At 48.8% G+C, this 19,915-nt stretch carries 16 protein-coding genes; 8 read left to right on the top strand and 8 right to left on the bottom strand.

The genetic code is table 11. The annotated features are described in order from the left end of the window. The first annotated feature begins 49 nt into the window (after positions 1-49). Complete coding sequence (locus tag MJO57_RS19335) at positions 50-2,488, top strand: hypothetical protein (protein WP_252018009.1); 2,439 nt, start codon at positions 50-52, stop codon at positions 2,486-2,488. A gap of 290 nt (positions 2,489-2,778) precedes the next feature. Here MJO57_RS19335 and MJO57_RS19340 read toward each other — a convergent pair whose 3' ends face one another. Further along, complete coding sequence (locus MJO57_RS19340) at positions 2,779-3,552, bottom strand: hypothetical protein (RefSeq protein WP_252018011.1); 774 nt, start codon at positions 3,550-3,552, stop codon at positions 2,779-2,781. Between the two features lie 550 nt (positions 3,553-4,102). On the opposite strand from MJO57_RS19340, the gene MJO57_RS19345 reads away from it, so the two are divergent. Beyond that, positions 4,103-4,324 (top strand): hypothetical protein, encoded by a 222-nt coding sequence (locus MJO57_RS19345; protein WP_252018012.1) that lies wholly within the window; start codon positions 4,103-4,105, stop codon positions 4,322-4,324. 22 nt (positions 4,325-4,346) lie between these two features. Here the strand turns inward: MJO57_RS19345 and MJO57_RS19350 are convergent, their stop codons facing one another. Then, positions 4,347-5,387 (bottom strand): IS1595 family transposase, encoded by a 1,041-nt coding sequence (locus MJO57_RS19350; RefSeq protein WP_252017335.1) that lies wholly within the window; start codon positions 5,385-5,387, stop codon positions 4,347-4,349. A gap of 394 nt (positions 5,388-5,781) precedes the next feature. Here MJO57_RS19350 and MJO57_RS19355 point away from each other — a divergent pair, with 394 nt between their 5' ends. Beyond that, positions 5,782-7,476, top strand: a complete 1,695-nt coding sequence (locus tag MJO57_RS19355; RefSeq protein WP_252018014.1) for a hypothetical protein — start codon at positions 5,782-5,784, stop codon at positions 7,474-7,476. 192 nt (positions 7,477-7,668) lie between these two features. Here the strand turns inward: MJO57_RS19355 and MJO57_RS19360 are convergent, their stop codons facing one another. Both MJO57_RS19360 and MJO57_RS19365 read right to left on the bottom strand, forming a co-directional pair. Beyond that, entirely contained in the window at positions 7,669-8,274 is a 606-nt protein-coding gene (locus MJO57_RS19360; RefSeq protein WP_252018016.1) for a TetR/AcrR family transcriptional regulator, read from the bottom strand. A 196-nt stretch (positions 8,275-8,470) separates the two neighbouring features. Beyond that, positions 8,471-9,277 carry an SDR family NAD(P)-dependent oxidoreductase gene (locus MJO57_RS19365; protein ID WP_252018018.1) on the bottom strand — a complete coding sequence of 269 codons (807 nt, stop codon included), beginning with the start codon at positions 9,275-9,277 and terminating at the stop codon, positions 8,471-8,473. Between the two features lie 67 nt (positions 9,278-9,344). Between MJO57_RS19365 and MJO57_RS33370 the strand changes: the two genes are divergently transcribed. Continuing rightward, a complete protein-coding gene (locus tag MJO57_RS33370; protein ID WP_371924892.1) occupies positions 9,345-9,500 on the top strand; it encodes an AraC family transcriptional regulator ligand-binding domain-containing protein in 156 nt (51 codons plus the stop codon). A gap of 60 nt (positions 9,501-9,560) precedes the next feature. Here MJO57_RS33370 and MJO57_RS19375 read toward each other — a convergent pair whose 3' ends face one another. Together MJO57_RS19375 and MJO57_RS19380 are read right to left on the bottom strand one after the other, a co-directional pair. Then, the gene (locus tag MJO57_RS19375) at positions 9,561-10,523 is read right to left on the bottom strand and encodes a reverse transcriptase domain-containing protein (RefSeq protein ID WP_252018022.1); all 963 of its coding nucleotides are present in this window, start codon (positions 10,521-10,523) and stop codon (positions 9,561-9,563) included. After that, positions 10,447-10,824, bottom strand: a complete 378-nt coding sequence (locus tag MJO57_RS19380; protein WP_252018024.1) for a hypothetical protein — start codon at positions 10,822-10,824, stop codon at positions 10,447-10,449. The genes MJO57_RS19375 and MJO57_RS19380 overlap by 77 nt, the downstream gene beginning before the upstream one ends. Before the next feature lie 503 nt (positions 10,825-11,327). Here MJO57_RS19380 and MJO57_RS19385 point away from each other — a divergent pair. Further along, positions 11,328-11,912 (top strand): AraC family transcriptional regulator, encoded by a 585-nt coding sequence (locus MJO57_RS19385; RefSeq protein WP_252018026.1) that lies wholly within the window; start codon positions 11,328-11,330, stop codon positions 11,910-11,912. A gap of 92 nt (positions 11,913-12,004) precedes the next feature. Here the strand turns inward: MJO57_RS19385 and MJO57_RS19390 are convergent, their stop codons facing one another. Beyond that, complete coding sequence (locus MJO57_RS19390) at positions 12,005-12,985, bottom strand: NAD(P)/FAD-dependent oxidoreductase (RefSeq protein WP_252018028.1); 981 nt, start codon at positions 12,983-12,985, stop codon at positions 12,005-12,007. A gap of 178 nt (positions 12,986-13,163) precedes the next feature. On the opposite strand from MJO57_RS19390, the gene MJO57_RS19395 reads away from it, so the two are divergent. Continuing rightward, positions 13,164-13,421 carry a DUF6482 family protein gene (locus tag MJO57_RS19395; RefSeq protein ID WP_252018029.1) on the top strand — a complete coding sequence of 86 codons (258 nt, stop codon included), beginning with the start codon at positions 13,164-13,166 and terminating at the stop codon, positions 13,419-13,421. A 27-nt stretch (positions 13,422-13,448) separates the two neighbouring features. Here MJO57_RS19395 and MJO57_RS19400 read toward each other — a convergent pair whose 3' ends face one another. Further along, positions 13,449-13,691: a DUF5062 family protein gene (locus tag MJO57_RS19400; protein WP_252018030.1), complete on the bottom strand. Its 243-nt coding sequence runs from the start codon at positions 13,689-13,691 to the stop codon at positions 13,449-13,451. 453 nt (positions 13,692-14,144) lie between these two features. On the opposite strand from MJO57_RS19400, the gene MJO57_RS19405 reads away from it, so the two are divergent. Both MJO57_RS19405 and recQ read left to right on the top strand, forming a co-directional pair. Then, complete coding sequence (locus MJO57_RS19405) at positions 14,145-17,702, top strand: DEAD/DEAH box helicase (RefSeq protein ID WP_252018031.1); 3,558 nt, start codon at positions 14,145-14,147, stop codon at positions 17,700-17,702. A gap of 12 nt (positions 17,703-17,714) precedes the next feature. Then, the gene (recQ, locus tag MJO57_RS19410; RefSeq protein WP_252018032.1) at positions 17,715-19,901 is read left to right on the top strand and encodes a DNA helicase RecQ; all 2,187 of its coding nucleotides are present in this window, start codon (positions 17,715-17,717) and stop codon (positions 19,899-19,901) included. Positions 19,902-19,915 lie beyond the last annotated feature (14 nt).

Genomic DNA, 19,915 nt, shown 5'->3' on the forward strand with positions numbered 1-19,915 from the left:
AAAACTCTGAGCTCTGGTATCGAACCCTGGAGTCGAGGGAAAATTTGCTATGAATATGCCATCCGTTCCTGCTCAAAGCGCTGCTGTGTCTCAATCTCGGTTCCATAGTGGTCACGGGGGCGAAAACGCCAGCGCAGCCCCGGTAAAGTGTGACCGTTGGACTGTCAGTTTAAGTGCTATTGACGGTTTCTTGCGGGGTAAGGGTCGTGAAGCAGTTGAGAATATCGCAGAGCGTATGTGCAGAAGGGCAGAGCATCAACAAGGTACAAAATCCTTCAACTTGAGTAATCTGAAAAAAGATTTTGGTGCCTGCGGGCTGCCAGTGGATGGCAGTCAAGGGCGCAGCAAGGAGCAAAAGGTCAAGATTGTTACCGGCTTGATCCTCAGGCTCCAGACTGAAGCGAACAGTGGTGTTGTGGATCGGCCTCTGGGGAACAGTTTTTGCGCACTGATAAAAAAATCCGAAAGTTCCATCGCTGAAGGGATGCAGCAGTTGCTGGATGAAGTCAACGGCCGTGGTGCTGAAGAGCCGATGGCCATGGCGGATGATGCATCCTGTGCAGCTGATGGCAAGAGTACGGCAGACGACGATAGCTCGTCAGGATTCAGAGGTCTTCCTGCCAGTCAATCTGAGTCAATTTATCCATCGGCTGAACTGCGGCCATTGCACTTTGCGATGGCCAATCCAATAGAAACACCGGTGGCTCCACCGCCTTCTTATGATGTCTGTTCATCTGATGCCGGAACCAAGTTAGCGTATCTGAGTGCTCACATTGAACGATTGATTGGTGATCAGTGGGGGGATGATCAGATAACGGAGTGCCGCAATCAGATGCAGTTTATCAACGCGGAGTTGGCCAGTTTGGAATCTTCGGGGCTTGAACATTTTTCTGGAAAATTCTCAGAGGTCCGCAAGCAGTTTGAGGAGCTTCAGGTAAAGGATTTACACCATCGTCTGGACAAGCTGGAAGAGGTCAATATAAGGAGTCGCAGGGATATACTGTCGATGGAACGCGATATTGCCCAATTTTCCAAATGCTTCGATGAACTGGCACTTGTAGGTGATGAAGATCGTTCACGGCTTGTGGAGCGCCAGGAGGCATTAAATTACCAGCTGGCCGAAGCAAAGAGGTCTTTCGGGGTCCTCAATGATCTTGAATCCTTAATCACTGATCTTAATGATTTGAAATACAGAGAGTCGGCGAACTCGGAGCAGATGGTGGTTTTTTTCAACCGTATAGAATGCGGGTTAAGGGAAATAAGTGGGTCAATTGACAGCCAGCCTGCAGGGTCACAACGAACTGAATTGTTAGAGAAAGAGAGTGAGCTCAGGGACTTATTAAATAACAGCAAGAAAACAGTTAAGCGTCAACGGCTTGATCACATGGAACAGCTAATAAAAACTCAGGAAAATAATAATGAGAAGGGCTTCAGTCTGAGTAAAGACAGGTTGGAGCAAGTTGACGATCAATTACATGATCTCAAAGTATTAATGAACAGATTGACGATGGATGAGCAAGAGAGTGCAATATTAAAAGACCTGGATCACAGGCAGGCAAGGTTAAAACTGATCAATGATGGAGTTGATGGGCAGACTTCGGTATTAAAAGTGAATTCTTCCCGCTCTGGTCTGACAGGTGACATTATCGAAAATCTGGATGCCGCTGAAGGTTTGATTGCCACTTCAGAAAGTGATCCCTACGGTTTTAGTGAAAAAAGAGCATCGCAGGCAAAGGAGTATCTTGATGAGGCAATAGCTCAGTGTGGTAAATTACGTGACAGAGCTCAACGAAATGAATTATTGGGTAGGCATCGAAATATGGGCTTTAGGCTGCAGAAAATTGAGGAACAAAAAGGGGAGATTGTTCAGAAAAAAGTCAAAGAACTCTTGGATAAGGCACAAACTGCTATGGAATCTTTCCCCAGCCACCCAGAACAAGAAGAAGTAAACGCGGTGGAAGCTCTGTTTAAGCAGGCAAGATTGGAGCTAAAAGAATTGAGTGGGAGTAATTATGACACTGTACGAGCGGGGCTTCTTTCTCAATTTCATGAATTGCAGAAAAAACTACAATCGTACAAGAAAGATATCAGTGATAGTCAACAAGCGACTGCCGCAAGCAGTGAAGTCAAGACAGATCCTCTTAAGAAAGAGTATGATGATTACTGGAATGAATATGATCGCAAGTCCAGGGATCTGGAGGAGCAGGTGGTGAAATATTCCGGACCGGAGCAGCCTAAAGAATTACGCATAGGTAGAATGCAGGATCTTAAGGAATTTTATGAAAATTCATTAAAGACAGCAAAAGCACTGAGGTTCGAAAAAATTGCAGGCAAACCAGATTATGATAAGGAGCGCCAGATCCTAGTTCACAATATGGATCATCTGCGTATGCAGATCGAAGTTCTGCAAAAGCTGATCAACCGGCTGAATCAAGAAGATTCGACCCAAGAGCAAGAGGAAAAACGATCCGGTTGTATGCAATCCTGAGTTCAGCTGCTAAGGACGCTTTTCTGTGAGAATCAGTTAGTGTTAGATGAAACCTTTATTTGGCACCCTTTCAGAGCTATTTGATAATATCTTCGGCAATCTCTTTATGCTTGGCCAGAATGTGTAATGCTGCTGCGGTGTAAGCCATGTTAAAGCCTGTTCATCGGGAAACTATCGGTTGGTATTATATCGTTCACCACCGGGCTTTGAATATCCCACCGCATTGAGTCAGGCTTTCGTGAGATCCCTGATCTTTATGTGATCTTTGATATCGGGTAAGGTTGACAGGCTTAGTCCTTATGGGCCTTTAATTCATCCGGGTTGTTACCAAAACCATAATCAGTGATCACCTCAACTGCACTGTAGCCAACACTTCCCAAATGTTCTCCTGCTATTTCAATGATACATTCACCAATAGCAGAATCCTCCGTAGTAACGGAAGTGAAGCAATCCAGAGGTTCCCCTCCGGCTAATGATTTTCCAAATGCTGAACAGCAGATTTCCCCGATCTTTTTGCCGATATCCACAAATAACGATCCTTCAATACATCTTGGTACGCATCCCCTGTCAGAGAGCTTTTTCCCAATGGTTTCCAATACATAATTGCCCGCCTCAGCAAAATACTCACCCGCTACTTTCATCAGGCATTCTGTGGCGAAATAACGACAGAATGAAGTGGCTGGACTGCCTGAAAAAACCATCACTTTAACCAGTGATTCACCAAAACTGACAAAGCTGACCTGGGCTAACTTGCTACCGACATTAACAAGAGCCGTTGAAACGGATTGTGGCAGACAACGTCTACAGTGAATTTTTTCAGCCACCGTTTCCAAAACCTCATAGCCACTTTCGCCCAACATCTCACCGGCAATTTCTGTTGAATAATCAGAAATCGATTCAGAAATTGTTGTTGTCAGATCCCCCCCAAAGCAAAGATGTTTAACCACTGATTTTCCAAAAATTGTGCAGCTGGTTTCTGCGGTTTTCTTTCCTGCCGCCAGAAAAGCGGAGTTTGTCATATTACTTTCTATCAGCTGGTTTCTGCCTACTGTATTGCAATCCATCACGGCACCTCTGGGAAAATAATTAATTCCTTTTAAGTAAAAAAACTCTTCTTAATGTACGCTCTAATTCAAATTGCTTTTTTTACTTTAGGGGGCTGTCCGAGCATACCGCCCGTCTCGGCGACCCCGTCTCGGCGACCCCGTCTCGGCGACCCCGTCTGGGCGACCCCAAAGTAAAAAAAAATGTTAGAATTTGCAGACCAACTGGCTGCCACTGCACGGAAGCCGGGATCAGGGCAATGCAAGAATACTTGGCACCCAGTGCTGTCTATTCCCGGATAGCCGTCTGGCCATTTTTACAATCATCCATTTTTGTAACAGCATTCGACCATTAGAATCCATAACAAACCGGTTAGTAGAGACAACACAACAGGTTGTCCTATGAAATTGAGTTGTTGAACGCCCGCGGTCAGCACATTGAAACCAGGATTGATGCCATCAGGCCTGTCAGCAAATCTTGATACAAGACTATTCGATACTATGCAGGAGTCACTCTATGAACTCATCAGACAATAAATCCACTCTGTGGTCCCGCGTTCAATCGACAGCCATGAAAATACGCAAAAATGGTCTCAAGGAAGTGACCGGCGTGGTATCGTTCTCCCTGTTTTTTATTATGGGGCTGGTAACACTGGGTGCCTGCTTATTAGCAGGTGTGGCAGCGGTAATCATTGCCAGGTGGCAACACCATAAAAACCGGGAAAATGATGCCGCTGAGCCAGCCAATGACCAGAATCCCAACAACAACCCCATCATGGTTACATTGCGTTGAGTGATTGCATGCCCGGGCTGGGCTAAGTTACCGTTAATGGTTGGAAGCACCAATGTTCAGTAATTCTGCTGATCAACCGGCCAACAGTTAATTTTTTTGCTGCCGTCAGTTCTCGCCTCCAGGCCAGATAATGGGGAAGGTAACGAGTTGCAACCCCTTGGAATACGCCGCCAATCCAGCGTTTTAAATGACTGTGATAAGAATTTACAGTCTGGATGTGGTAGATGCCTTCAACAACATGTTGACCTGCTGATGTCACCAGCTCCTTGAAGACAAATCCAAGCTTGTCAGCAAGTTTTTCGTGAGCGAGGTGTGCATCCGCACAGACCGTGGCCTGTATCGATATGCGGCCATTTAAATGCCTGCACAATTCATTAGCACTTTCGTTTTCTAATACACCGTCAACGGTATTTCGATTACGGTCCCGAGCCACCATTACCGGGACTTTTCGGGCTTTGTTGGGATCATTACCCCGCTTTCGGGTTGGCCGTGGAAGGCCTTCTCTTTGCCCTTTGAAGGATTCACGGAAAAATGTTTCATCAAGCTCAGTAATGCCACAAAGCTCTTCTGCTTGATCATTATTAATCACTTCAAGAAAGCGGTGACGCCAGCGGAACGCAGTTTTCAAGTCAATGGCATTCTCAGCAGCAGCTGGTCGCAAGACCATAGAGTGAGTCATACCTGCGAGGTACTTGTTCCATTTTTCAGGGTGCCTGAGCCTTGCCAAAGGCGTTCCACTAAAGGCGTTAAACGTTGAGTCGCAAGTCTTGCAGTGGTAGCGCTGTCGGCCATTTCGTATGCCCCAGCGACCAACGCTATGGCTTTTGCATTTGGGGCACCTGGGGTTTTCGGCAAATTGGGCAAGTATGCTCTTTTCTACGTCAGGTGTTGCATTATCGTTATTGGGTATAGATTCACTGTAAACAGGTTCAGAGTCAGTGGTTTCTACTACCTCGGTAACCTCTATTTGAGTACTAAGGAGCGAGTTGTTAAGAATGTCTCGCTGTTCACTGGTTAATGTTGAAATGGAATCAATAAAATTCTGGAAGAGTTCAGATTGCATATCACTCCCCTACAACGTAGATTTTATGGGAGTTTAGCTGATTCAACCATTAACGGTAACTTAGCCCCCGGGCTGGGTGTGAAGGTTTCCATGCCTGTTGATGGCCAGCTACTTATATAAACAGTATTTTTAAAAAAGGGCAGGCATTACTGCCCGATTTTCAAATCATTACTATGCTTCTCACCCATTCTTCTCAAGACCGTCAATAAGCAGCAGACGCAAAAGATTGCGTTTCTGACCTGCACAAAAATTGAACTTATTTTTGATAAATGAGTCTCACTAACACAACGAGTAAATTAAGTACGGAAGTACATTCCACTCCAAACTCAGATAATCAACTACTGATGAAAACAATTTATTTTATTTTGATTTAATTTAATAAAAGGAGTCTTAAATGAACACATCATTTTCTAGTGAATGCGACACGAGAACTTACCATCCATCTTGTCCCGGCTGTCTTAACTACCTTGGCTATTCCAATACCAAGAATTCTGATTCCAAATGGGACATTGTGGCTTTACCTGAATGCAAACATATGTTGCACAGAGGGTGCCTTGATCGTTGGTCGTCTCACTCCAGACAATTAGCCAAACGTGATGTAAGCATTTTTGATGGTCCTACTTGTCCACTGTGTAAAGTGGAAGTTAACCCAGACCAGGCCTCTCAGTTAGTTACCCTTTGGTGTATGTCAAATCACGAGGCAAGCCACGACACTGAGCCTAAATCTGATCTGCCCCTTCCTTTTTCAGAAAGTCGAAATTTTGACCATCATTGTGACGTTCAAGCACTACAGGCAATTTTTGATCAAGCGGTCTCCGCCGATTTTTCAGATTTTTACTTTACCGTCAGTAATTTTCCTGCCCTGCATCAAATGAAAAATCGTTATGGCATTGCCCTCAGTGCCGAACAGTTGGACACCATTATGAATCAAGCCTTGCATACCACCTGGTTCAATCATCGGATGGAGACTATAAATTCTTCTGCTATGAATAAAATCAAAATGGCCATGTTACTGGGGTCTGATGATGAAGCATCTAAAGAGGTGATAAACAAATTTTTCATGAAAATCCTGGGCAAGACAGGGGATGGTAAAGAGGATGCCATTGCTTTTTTACTTGAACAGGGAGTATTGGAAAAGGAAGCATTGCAAAAATGTTTTGAATATTACCTCCGGAAAGAGTCTTTTCGTGAGGCTGCAAACATTCATGAAAAATACGGTTTGCACATTGACCATGAAACGCTGAAGCAGTCACTAATGCAGGTTAGGGGTAAAGACGATCTCCACCAATTATCCAGGATGGCCGGCAACGAAAACTTTCAGCAGGCAGTACTTGAGGCACTGAAAGCCTTGAATGAAACCATAATTTCACAGGATATCCACCTCAGGACCCGGGATGCTATTAACACATTGCTAAGCGTTGGAATTCAGGATCAGGACGAGATTAATAAATCCCTTTGTCTGGCTGTGTTATTTAAAGATCGCAGCTGGCAAGATCAATTGAAAGAGAAATATGGCGCCGTTTTGGAACCTATATTCCTTAAAAATCTGCTCGAAGGTACCAGGGATTCTAACTTGGTCGAAACAATCAAAGACCTCTTGAACCTAAGAGCGGACGATGAACTATCAAAAGAAGCCCTGCTGGCAGCCTTGCTCAGAGTTACAACGGTAAATGATCCATACGGTTTTTACAGAATCAAACACCTGCTGACTGCCTGTCTGGAAAATGGTATCTGGAGTCAGCAACTGGTCAACAAAGCGCTAAAGCAAGCCCTGGATAACAATAATCAAGAATGGGCAGTAACCTTGAACAAAAAATTTCAGGCGGTTATCGATCCTCAATCCCTGGAAGATTACCTGTTGAAAATATTAACCAACCCCCCTTCTTCAGGCATGGGCATATCGAATCTAAGAAATCTAGTACTGTGTTTCAACAGGGCCTTATCTTTTGTTGACAAAAAAAATGAACAGTACAAGGATGCTGTTGCCACTGTCCTGAACAGATTGCTTGATGGGAACTTATCCCAAATGCCGGTGTATCAGGAGTGCATTGAACTGTTGGTAAATTTTAATGACACCGCCACCAGTTAGTGCTAAGGAAACCAAGAAGAAAAAATGATGGTAGGTCAGATGTATGGGTGAAGTTTTCACAACCATGTCTCACGAGGCTTGTGGTGTTTTGCAACGACACATCTGACCAGCTATTGATTCTTTGGCCGAGTGGCTTTTGCACGGATATACAGGGTTTACCCGTTTGTAGCATCTCTGACAAATCAAATATTTTCAGCCTCCTAAAAAACTATCGATCAGGTAACACCTCAGCTTATCCAGCCTGGCTTCAATGTCGTACTGTTCATCATTCAGCCAGTTCAGTGTCAGGCCATTGACCATGGCGACGGTGACTTCTGCACAAAAATCGGGCGTCAGTGACGGTTTCAGCCGGGTAGCGTTGTGCTCATAAAGTCTCGTGTACCATGTGTTCATAAAATTAAGCTGATTCACCCCCTGACTTCGGTGGTTTGGAAAGTTGCAGACCATATAATCAATCAACTCTTTTTCAAAATGATCGGCGTGGGTGTAATTGGTTTTCAGCTGATCAAACAGAAAAGTCAGCTGCGCTTCAAGTGGTTTCCCCGAGCCAAGGGCTGCCTCCACCAGTTCCTGATTCAGAACCAGGATTTTTGCATCACAGATTTCAATCATCAGCTCATGCCTTGAGCTGTAGTAGTTGTAGAAAGTCTTCTTGGCTATATCTGCCCTTTCACAAATGGCTTCAACCGTGGCACCGTCAACCCCCTGTCGTCTGATCAGAGCAATGGTTTCTTCACTGATTTTATCCCTTACCGCCTGTTTCTTACGTTCCCGGCGCCCCATGGTCTGGACAGTCAACGATCTAACCTCTTTTCTCTGCAGGATTATGCGCTCATCAAATCTGACGCTGAAGGAGCTGGCAAAAAGCGATAAATTAACCTTAAAAGACAGGAATCACAATGGCCGCTGACACTGGGCAATAGCAGAAACCATTTTCTGTTAAGTGGACGTTTTTGCCTCACAGACAACGGCACTGTGAAGCAAAAAATCATTGCTAGATAACATTGGGCGGTGTCGGGTTAACACCATTGAGCATATTGTCGGTACGCTCCCGGATCGCAGTACGGATTTTGTCCGTCATGGGGGCAATCCAGAACTTGTTCTCGCGGATGCCCCGGAGTGCAGTTTCGGCCACTTCTTCCGGCTCAGTGGTCTGCAGTTCCATTTTAAACTGAGCCATGATGGCACGCATATCTTCAACAGAGTGGATGCCGGAATCCGGCTTGTCAGGATCTGTTGGCAGATCTTCCGGACGGTTTCTTTCCGAGTTAAAGATACCGGTGTTGACCACATGAGGTCCGGGAAACAGTGCGTTCACCTTAACCTTTGAGTTCATTTGCTGCAGCTGAAAGTACAGGTTTTCAGTAATGGCCTGGGCTGCTGCCTTGGTAGCCGTGTAGATCGGGGTATGTGGCAACATAAAATAAGCACCGTTACCGGAACCGGTCACGACAAAATGCGCTTCCTGCTTCTGGGCCAACAGCTTTGGCATAAACACATTGATAGTGTTGATCAGCCCCCGGGTGTTGACCCGAAAGCCCCACTCCCAATCATTCATGCTATAGTTCCACAGGTTGCCTGCTTCGCCAGTACCCACACCGGCATTGGCAAAGACCAGATGCATTTCACCGTATTTATCCAGTGTCGCCTGAGCAAGTGCATCCAGGCTTTCCTGGCTGGTGATATCGGCCTTGAAGCCAAAACTGTCGACGCCATTGGCCTGCAGTTCACTGACCGTTTTATCCAGCGCTCCTGCCTCAATATCAGAAACGACAACCTTGGCTCCTTCCTTTCCCAGCATCCGTATGCTTCATGCCGGCTACCATAGACTGGAAAACCATGACATTAACACCTCACGACAGCTACGCATGGTCTATAGCCTCGCGCTGTGGCACCGTTTCTGCTGCTGGCTGACAGGTCAATACCTTGAAGTACACGCTGTCAGCCTGATAGGCCCGGCCATGCTTAATCTGACGGATTACCGCTTCCATTTTGAGTGTCCGATTCAGTTCAAAATCGGGTAAGGGCCGGTCTTTCTCCAGCCCTCCCCACAGCACCCGGCATGCGGGTCCGCACCGGGCGGTTCAACGATGATGGTGAAACCTGATCCATAAGTCTTTCAATGAAACAAGCCCAATTTTCGCGAGGTAACTGTTATTCAGTGCCTGTTGTACCGCATAGGTTTTACTCAGACGGTAATACCCTTTGCTGCTGGCTGCGATCTTGGCGGCGTTAATTTTATCAACGCCTAACCTGACCAGATTCTTAAAACGGGTTTTCGGCTTGCGCCATTGCTTCAGAAAGCAGCAACGGATTCGCCGACGTATCCATTGATCCAGCAGGGGAATTGGTCGGTGATATTCCGATAACCGGAAATACCCCATCCAACCCCGGATATATTGTGCCAATTTGCGTAACCGATGTTGCATTGAGACACCCCAGCGACGACTGGTCAACTTGAGTATCCGGTATTTGAATCGGTCCAGACACTTCTGGGCCCAGCGAACTTTCTTCCCTGTGAAGGTGAAACTCAGGAATTCGCTTTCTGTTGCTTTCACAACTTTACTTTTCCGGGAGTTAATCTTCAGTTTCAATTTGCGTTCAATGAATTGGGTAATGCTGTGCATCACCCGATCCCCTGCACGCTGACTTTTGACGAGAATCACAAAATCATCACAGTATCTTGCAAAGCAATGACCCCGATATTCAAGCTCCTTGTCGAGTTCGTCGAGGACCACATTAGACAGCAAGGGTGATAAAGGCCCACCCTGTGGCATGCCAACCCTGGTCGGGTAGACATTGCCCTCAATCATGACACCGGAGCGCAGGTAGCTACCAATCAGTTTCAGAAGGCGTTTGTCGCGGACCTTACGGGAGACCCTCGACATCAAAACGTCGTGATTAACCGTATCAAAGAATTTACTCAGATCAACGTCAACAGCGTAATGAAGCCCCCGGTTGATCAACTGCTTAACCTGACGGACTCCGTCGTGTGCTGACCGTCCCGGTCGGTAGCCGAAGCTGTTTGGAGAGAAAACCCGGATCAAAGACAGGGGTCAGCACCTGCACAATGGCCTGCTGTATGACCCTATCCATCACGGTAGGGATTCCCAGCAAACGCTCACCGCCGTCCGGCTTTTCTATAACATGTCGGCGCACGGGTGATGGCTGGTAGGTTCCGTCCAATAAGGCTTGACGCACTGAAGGCCAATGCTGTTTGGCAAAGTCTGGATAAGCTTCAATAGTGACTCCATCAATACCCGGAGCACCCTTGTTGCTTTTGACCTGTTTCCATGCACTTGCCAGATTAGCCGGTTCAAGTACGCAATTTAGTAGATCATGGTTCAAAGCTGGTTAAAGATTCTGTCGCCAAGTACGGTGAGTCGCCGGACGGCTGCATCGCCTTGAGGGAATCAGTCTCCTCTTTGTCGTCGATGTTCGGCCCTTCGCTAACGACTTCCCATCCGTTAATGGCTTCTGTCGTACAGCTACTATGGCCTCTGCTGACTTCTGTCCAATCACCACGCGGAGTTACCTCTGCTGGCGCTATTGGTTGCCATCGGGTTTGCTCGAACAGGATGATGAGACCTGTTCGCCGAGCCTGTTGTAACCAGTGGCTGAGAACTGGGAATTACCAATCGCATGTTGAACAGATCTCCCCGGATAAGGACATGAACTTTCAGTGCACAACCGCCGCATTTACCGTGTCTCACGAACCATAGGGCTTTGTGATCCTTGGCTCACTCGCCCAGAGACTCAGCCTTATATGCGATTTCTGTACGTCGGCTCGCACCTTTGCACTCAGACTGCCTCCGCACAGCCCCTCGCGGGACTGCACTTGCCTTAAGCTAGTGGTTGTCATCAGCAGGCGTCTTTACCGCCAGTCAGATGTAGGTTCTCCCACAGGGGACTTTCACCCCATCAGTTCATGCCCATGCCGGGCGTACCAAGCTGAAAACTTTATCCAGATTAATGCCAGCGCCCTTGATGCCCCGGTGGTGCAAACACCCGAAAGCCTTAAAACACTATTGAGCGCCGGGCCGTTTGCCCTGTTTAACATAGAAGCTATGCAAAACAGTCATCGGCTTGCCGCCAAAATGCGTTCATTATTGGGCGATGAAGAAAACGGTAATATTCCAAATCTCAGAGAAGTGGCCGGGATGGTCGATATCCCGGTGAGAACCCTGCGTCGACACCTGGTCAACGAAGGTTCTTCCTATCAACAGGTAAAAGACGAATATCGTCGGGATATCGCCATTAAATACCTGAGTCAGTCCGATATCAGCATCACTAACGCCGCCCTGCTAATGGGTTTTGATGAACCCAGTGCGTTTCACCGGTCTTTCAAGAAATGGACGGGCATTACACCCGGCGAATTCCGCCGAAGAAACAAGCTCTCAATAAGCGAAATATGGAAAAAAACGGATAGCAGATAACCGACGTTTTTCTTTATTAACCTGATTCGGTTTAAATAGCGGTAATTGCAGCCTCAACCGTTTTATTGATCATTATGCAATGTCTTATCGCTTTATAACTCGACAAAATCAGCAACCCACTTCACTGCTGACAGCCAGGCTCCTTCAACCCTGCCACCTGCACACCAGGCACCAATTACAGCAAGCTGCTGACACTCATCCACCAGATAAGGTTGGTTAAACGCTATGGGTTTAATATTGGCATAACGCCAGTAATGGCGACATTCTGCAACTTTCTCAATCTCAGTACCCATCATCTTCCGGAGCCAGTCCAAACCTGTCTGACCTATGTCCATTGTCGTTTTTTTATCCTGTTGTTCTGACCATTCAGGGGAGAAGTGCAACATCCAGACATCATCAATATCCGGTGCTTTGATAAAACCGGGTCTGCTGGATAATCTGGAAACCCAGCGAACGGTTTCATCACCAAAGATACCCTGCACGTCCTCTGCAATTTCACCCCGGGTGGCAAGGCCAAGCGCCCAGCAGGGTTGATGGACTGATTCTGGCACATCGGCCATTACATCAGAACAGCTCACAAGAAGAGCACGGCTTTGCTCGGCAGGACTACTGACAATCAACCAATCAAAGCCGGAAAAAATGTCTCCATCAGAAGAGAGCAGCGACCAACCGTCCCTGCTCTTTTCCACCGTCGAGATTTCGCATCGGAAGTGAACGGCAAAATTGTCACTCAAAGAATGAACCAACTGATTCATTAACGGAGAGCCAATGTAACGCACCGTGTCATCTGGTGAAGGGGTTAATTGTCCTTGCTCAACTCGGTAAGGTGAAAAATCCCAAATCTTTACTGCAGCAGCCTTTAGCCAGATCGCTACCTGCTGCTGAAACCCCGGGTCCCTGACGGTAAAGTATTGGGCACCAATATCCAGACTGCCCCATGGTTTTCGGCGATTGGCTAAGCGCCCACCCAATCCGCGACTTTTCTCAAAAACAACCACCTCATGACCCAATTCAGCTAAATCACTTGCGGCCTTGATTCCGGAGAGTCCGGCCCCAATCAGTGCAACTTTCATGGCGATGCCTCGTTATTTGTCATCCAGCCCTCTGAACATAAAGTTTATTCGGATTACCACGATATATGGTTTCACTCCCCAAGACTGAAGAAATTGAGTATGTTAATACCCCAAAAACAGTAAAATAAAGCCGTCGTTTTCCTCTTCAGCTTTACATCAAGGCCCCCGGAGAAGCTCAATGACCATCAAAGAACTGAAAAAAGCCTTCAAAAAAAACCCGTTATCAGTACAGCTGCTGAGTCAGGAAGGGGATATCTATTTATGCCAGGTGGACGGAAAGTACCTGCTGAGAAATAACGATACCTCCCCCGCTATTTTTCACAGCATCAGTGAAGCAAAAGAAACCCTTGGGCATCAGATTGCTCCTCACTTGCAGCTGGTTTTTTCCGGAACCTACGATGAGATGTTCCATCCTGAAGACCAAACAAAACCATAATCTGCTGTCAGTGGTATAAGGTCATGATTAGCCCGGCTTCTGTTTAGATGCCCAAATTGCCAGTTTGTGCTTCATGGTAACCTGGGATACCTGATCCTCCGGCAGAGGCTGGATGAGGTTATCATGGACCAGCAGCCGGTAGATATATTCGATTTTCTCATTGGCAGAATCGGTAGCCTCAAACTCAACAACTCCGCGCTGTTCACCATACTTCATGCCATACTCAATGGCCTTCTTCACCAGCTCTTTTTCATTCTTCAGTTTCTTCATTGGAGCCTCATCCTGTCCAGTGGCCTATCAGGAGATTAACTTTTATAACCCATTTCTGGCAAACTGGCCTGCATGAGCCGCAAAGGGAATTGACGGGATAATACCGTAGCTGAGAGTTTCTTCCATGCCTTGAAGAGCGCTCATTCATCTTGAGGACATCCAGACACGGGAAAGGGCATCAGATAATTTTTGAGTATATCGAAGTGTTTTATAACAAGGCTCTTTTCGGGTTACAGACTGCTCTGCAATGAAAATTGGCCAAAGGCCTTGATATACAATGCCTTCAGGAAACTGCTGGCTAAATATTGCCAAGCCCTGCCACAGGAGGATTCCAGCCTGATTTATGAAATCAGCAGTCTGCAATACGAAAAGAGCCTATAACAATATTTCAATTGATGATTTGATCGGCCATAATTTCACCATCTCTATTCATTAAATAACAATCACTCCCCCATGACCCAGCTAATTATTAACCTGAACAACCTATTCCCTACCACCACCCTGCAAAGGGGGCGGGACTATTTCAGAAAAAACAAAGTCAGCCAGCTTGAACTGGATGAAGATCAGGACATGCTGCTGGGTCTGGTGCGCGGCAGTGGCCGGAAAACCTACGAGGTTGAGATTTTCTTCTATGATCACGATGATCCTGAAGAGGATAACCTTGAGGGGTTTTGCTCCTGTCCGGTGGGTTATAACTGCAAACATACCGTCGCGCTGCTGCTGGCAGGGGAGAAAAAGTACGGCGCCAAACGCCTTAATCAAATGATGGGGACAGGTAACACCAATGCTGCTTCATACCCGGCTCCAAAGGCATCCGTTGCTGAAATTAACGCTATAAAACAATTGTTGGAAGAGCAATTTGGTGGTCGCCTGAACAGTGATGTACTGGAAACCATGGTGGAAGAGTTTCTCGGGGAGTTCGAGGGTGCATCTCCCGCAAACGCTGCCAGGGATCAGGCCAAAAAGCTCGAAGAGCAGCGCAATAACTGGTTGCGACGGTTGAATGCCGTGGTAAAAGAACGGGATAGCGAAGAGAAAAAACGGGTGGAACAGGGCAAAGCCACCAATATCGCGCTCTACGTTCTGGAAGAGAACACCTATCACGGCGGCGTGATTGTCCAGATCTGCCTCTCCCGCTACCTGAAAAGTGGCGGCTTTGGCAAACCCTCCCCCTTTGGTGGCGCGTACAACTGCCTGCATCATGGCAACTGGCCCGCCAGCATGGCCGATAATGACCGCCGCATCCTCAAGCTGGCATATATCAATAAACGGATTGATGTTTACCAGGGGAGAATCACCCTGAATGGTGAGGACGGCCACGAGCTGCTGGAAAAAATCATGGCCACCGGCCGTTGTGTGGTGGATCGTGAGTTAAAACTTCCGGTTGTCCGCCAGCCTGCCATCCGGGGTGAAATCCGCTGGCAGCTGGATGAACAGGGGCTGCAACGCCCCTCACTGGTGGCTGCCGGCGATGGCCAGCCGCTGCTGCTGATTCCTTCAGAACCAGCCTGCTACCTGCACCGGCAACAGGATGAGTATCACTGTGGCGACCTGACCGGGCTGCCGGACTCAACCCTGCTGGGCCTGCTGCTGGACGCACCGCCGCTGGACGAAGCTGGTATTGATATCACCAGCCAAACCCTGAAAACGGTGTTCCGTGACAGCAGCGAAACCAGCGGCAACAAAAAGAGCAAAAGCAAGAAAAAACCGATCATCCCGTTACCGGAAAAGGTCGCCGTACTGACGGTTATACCCAAACCCCAACTGCTGCTGGACAGCATTCCCACCGGTAAGAAAAAATCCGATGAACGTCTGGCCCGTGGCCGGGTTCGCTTTGATTACGATGGCCAGACCATACCCTTTGGCAGCCACCAGCAATCCCTCAAACCAACAGAAGACAGCCATCAAATAATCCCCCGTCAGGCCAGTGCAGAATACCACGCCCTGGAACAGCTGCCCGATTTTATTGAACCCGCCCATATCCGCCATATTGAAAGTGTGCGACAAATCAGCGAACTGGATGTGCACGATCTGGTTACCGGCATATCCGGCAGCGAATACCGCAACCGCTGGTTACGTTTTGTCAGCAATGTCCTGCCGGAACTGGAAGAACAGGGCTGGTCGGTCACCATGGATGACAACTTCCCGTTTCAGTTTGCCACCCTCACCGATGACGACTGGTACGCTGAACTGGATGAGTCGGAGAATAACTGGTTCAACCTGCGCCTGGGCGTCACCGTTGATGATAAACCCATCGACCTGCTACCGCTGCTGGCCCGCCAGATAAACCAGCTGCCGACACTGGATGAACTCAAGGCCATGCCCGGCGATGCCCTGGTTCCCATCGCCCTGCCCGGCGGTAAATTCATCCAGCTGCCTGCCGAGCGGTTACGGCTGATTGCCGGTACCCTGCTGGAACTGTTCGGGGAGCGGCCGCTGAACGAATACCAGCTGCAGAACTACCATGCCCAGGTCTGGCAGGAACTCTATGATCAGCTCGGTCTGCCCTGGTCCGGCGGAGAAAAACTGCTGGCCCTCAGCAAAAAACTGAAAGGTTTTAAACGACTGAAGTCGGTCAAACCGCCCAACGGGCTACAGGCAGAACTGCGCAGTTACCAACTGCACGGCCTTTCCTGGCTGCAATTCCTCCGGGAATACGGCCTCAACGGCATATTGGCAGACGATATGGGGCTGGGTAAAACCCTGCAGACTCTGGCCCATATCCAGCTGGAAAAACAACGCCTCAAGGATAAACTCCCTCCCAGTCTTGTGGTCTGTCCCACCAGCCTGCTGCACAACTGGCATCATGAAGCCAGCCGGTTTACCCCGGACTTAACGGTCCATATCCATCACGGTGCCAACCGGGACAGCGAGGAAATTAACCGCGCAGACCTGGTGCTGACCAGTTACGGTGTAGTTCAGCGGGATTTTCAAGACCTGGCCAAAACCCGGTTTCACCTGCTGGCCCTGGATGAATCCCAGGCGGTCAAAAACCCCAATGCCAAAAGCGCCAAAGCGGTGCGCTGCCTGAACGCGGAGCATAAGCTCTGCCTCACCGGCACCCCCATGGAAAACCACCTGGGTGAACTCTGGTCACTGTTTGACTTCCTGATGCCGGGCTTCCTGGGCGCCAGGGACCAGTTTACCCGCTTTTACCGCACGCCCATCGAAAAACAGGGCAGCCAGCAACAGGCGGAAAAACTGCAGAAACGTATTGCGCCTTTTATGCTCCGTCGCAGTAAAGACCTGGTGGCCAAAGAGCTGCCCGCCAAGACCGAAATCCTGCGCACCACAGCCCTCAATGGGAAACAGCGGGACCTCTACGAAACCATTCGGGCCAGCATGGAAGCCCGGGTTCAGAAAGAGATCGAAAAGAAAGGGCTGGCCCGCTCCCAGATGGTCATTCTGGACGCCCTGCTGAAAATGCGCCAGGCTTGCTGCGACCCTACCCTGGTCAAAGTGGAACAGGCCGCCGATATCCGCGAGTCGGCCAAACTGGAACTGTTGATGGACCTGGTTAAACCCATGGCGGAAGAAGGCCGGAAGATACTGATCTTCTCCCAGTTCACCAGCATGCTGGCACTGATCGAACACCGCTTGCAACAGGCCAATATTCCTTGGGTCAAACTCACCGGCCAGACCCGGGACCGGAAGAAGCCTGTGGAAACCTTCCAGAACGGTGACACACCGGTCTTCCTGATCAGCCTGAAGGCCGGCGGCACCGGCCTGAACCTCACGGCTGCGGATACTGTGATACACTATGACCCGTGGTGGAACCCCGCCGCAGAAGATCAGGCCAGTGACCGGGCACACCGGATCGGTCAGGATAAACCCGTCTTTATCTACAAACTGATCACCGAAGGCACTGTCGAGGAAAAAATCCAGGCCATGAAAGAGAAGAAGAAAGCTCTTGCCGATGCCATTTTGAGTGAAGGTGCTGGCAGGCGGAAAAAAGCCACCATTACAGCTGAGGATCTCAATGTGCTGTTTGAGCCATTGAAAGGCGTTTAATAGAATTTAACCATGTCTGAACAAGCATTACAGATACTAAAAACCGTGTTTGGCTACGATGAGTTTCGTTCCCACCAGAGCGCCATCATCGAGAATATCCTGAAACGCAACGACACGCTGGCCATCATGCCCACCGGTGGCGGCAAATCTATCTGTTATCAGATCCCGGCCCTGATCTTTCCCGGCCTGACCCTGGTTATCTCGCCCCTGATATCCCTGATGGAAGACCAGGTTAACCAACTGCAGGCCCTGGGGATTCCTGCCGCACTGCTGAACAGTACACTCTCCAGCAGGGAATACCTTGAGACCCTGGGCAATGTGCAGAAAGGTACCATCAAGCTGCTCTATATGGCCCCGGAAACCCTGATGCTGGAGCGCACCCGACAGTTGCTTGACAGTATCCACCTTGACTGCCTGACCATTGATGAAGCCCACTGCATTTCTGAGTGGGGACACGATTTCCGCCCGGAATACCGACAGCTTGCCGGGTTGCGCCAACAATTCCCCAACGCCGTCTGTGTGGCCCTCACGGCCACCGCCACGCCACAGGTGCAGCAGGATATTAAAAACAGTCTGCAAATGGCTGACTCCAATGAGTTTATTGCCAGCTTCAACCGGACCAACCTGTTTCTGGAAGTTATAGAGAAACAGAACCCGGTGGTGCAGACACTGCGACTGATCGAAAAATACCCGAACCAGTCTGGCATCATCTATTGCAACTCACGGCGCCAGGTGGATGAATTGACCGCCGTGCTGGCTGGCCATAACTGCTCCGTGGCGGCCTACCATGCCGGGCTTACCAATGATGAGAGAGCTGCCAATCAGTCCGCTTTTATCCGCGATGATATTCAGATCATTGTTGCCACCATCGCCTTTGGCATGGGAATCAACAAACCCAACGTACGGTTTGTCCTGCACTTTGATATGCCCCGGAATATCGAAAGCTACTACCAGCAGATTGGCCGTGCCGGGCGGGATGGACTGCCAGCCTATTGCCACTTCCTGTTTGGCTATGGCGATATACAGAAGGTTAAGTTTTTTATTAACCAGAAGTCTGAATCTGAACAGCGCATTGCCAACCTGCACCTGAACACCCTGATTGCCTTTGCCGAGGCTGAAGAGTGCCGCCGCATACCCCTGCTGCACTATTTTGGCGAGCACTACACCCTGGAAAACTGCCAGCTGTGCGACAACTGTCTGTCAGAAAAGCAGCCGCTCTGCAATGTTACCGTGCCTGCCCAGAAGTTTCTCTCGTGCATCTATCGCACCGGCCAGCTGTTTGGTGCAGCCTACCTGATCGATGTGTTGCGGGGCTCTAAAGCCAAAAAGGTACTTGAACGCCAGCACGACCAGCTACCCACCTACGGCATCGGCACCGAGCTGACCAAACCCCAGTGGCAACAGCTGTCCCGCAAGCTCCTGCAGGAAAATCTGATTATCCAGGACCAGGAGTTTGGCAGCCTGAAACTGACCGAAGCTGCCCGGACTGTGCTCAAGGGTGAGCGTCAGATAGAGATCAGGCTGACCCAGCGGCCTGAGTTTACCGGTAAAAGTAAAACAGCAGCAGAACAACAGACCCAACTTGACTATAACCATACGTTATTCCATACACTGCGAGCCTGTCGAAAGGTGCTGGCAGACCAGGAAAACGTGCCACCCTATATTATTTTTTCTGATAAATCCCTGATGGAAATGGCCACCTGGTTTCCCCAGTCAAAAGAAAGCCTGTTGCAAATCAACGGGGTTGGCCAGGTGAAACTGGATCACTATGGGGATGCCTTTCTTGATGAAATCACCAGATTCTGCAGCGAACACCAGATTGCCGAAATTGCCAGGCCTTCACGCACAGTCCCCTTGAGTAGCTCAGTGGAGAAGAAGGTTGCATCAGGCCGCCATATCGAAATTGGCGAATTATTTACCCGACTTGGCTGTCTTGACCAAATGCAGAGCGACCTCAACATAAAGCTGTCCACCACCCTCAGCCATCTCTACAAATACCAGAGCGACGTTGCCCAACTGCCGACAACCGACGCCTTTATCTGCAAGTCAAGCCTGGCTCCGGACCAGCAAGACCGGGTGATGGCGGCGATGGCTATCCATGGTACAGAGCGCTTACGACCGGTATTTGAAGAGCTGCGGGGAGAGATCAGTTATGATGAGCTGCACTTATTAAGGCTGCATTATCTGACCCACAGATAATGCCAATCTCACCC

Source organism: Endozoicomonas sp. SCSIO W0465 (assembly GCF_023716865.1).
In the GTDB taxonomy this organism is placed as follows: Bacteria; Pseudomonadota; Gammaproteobacteria; order Pseudomonadales; family Endozoicomonadaceae; genus Endozoicomonas.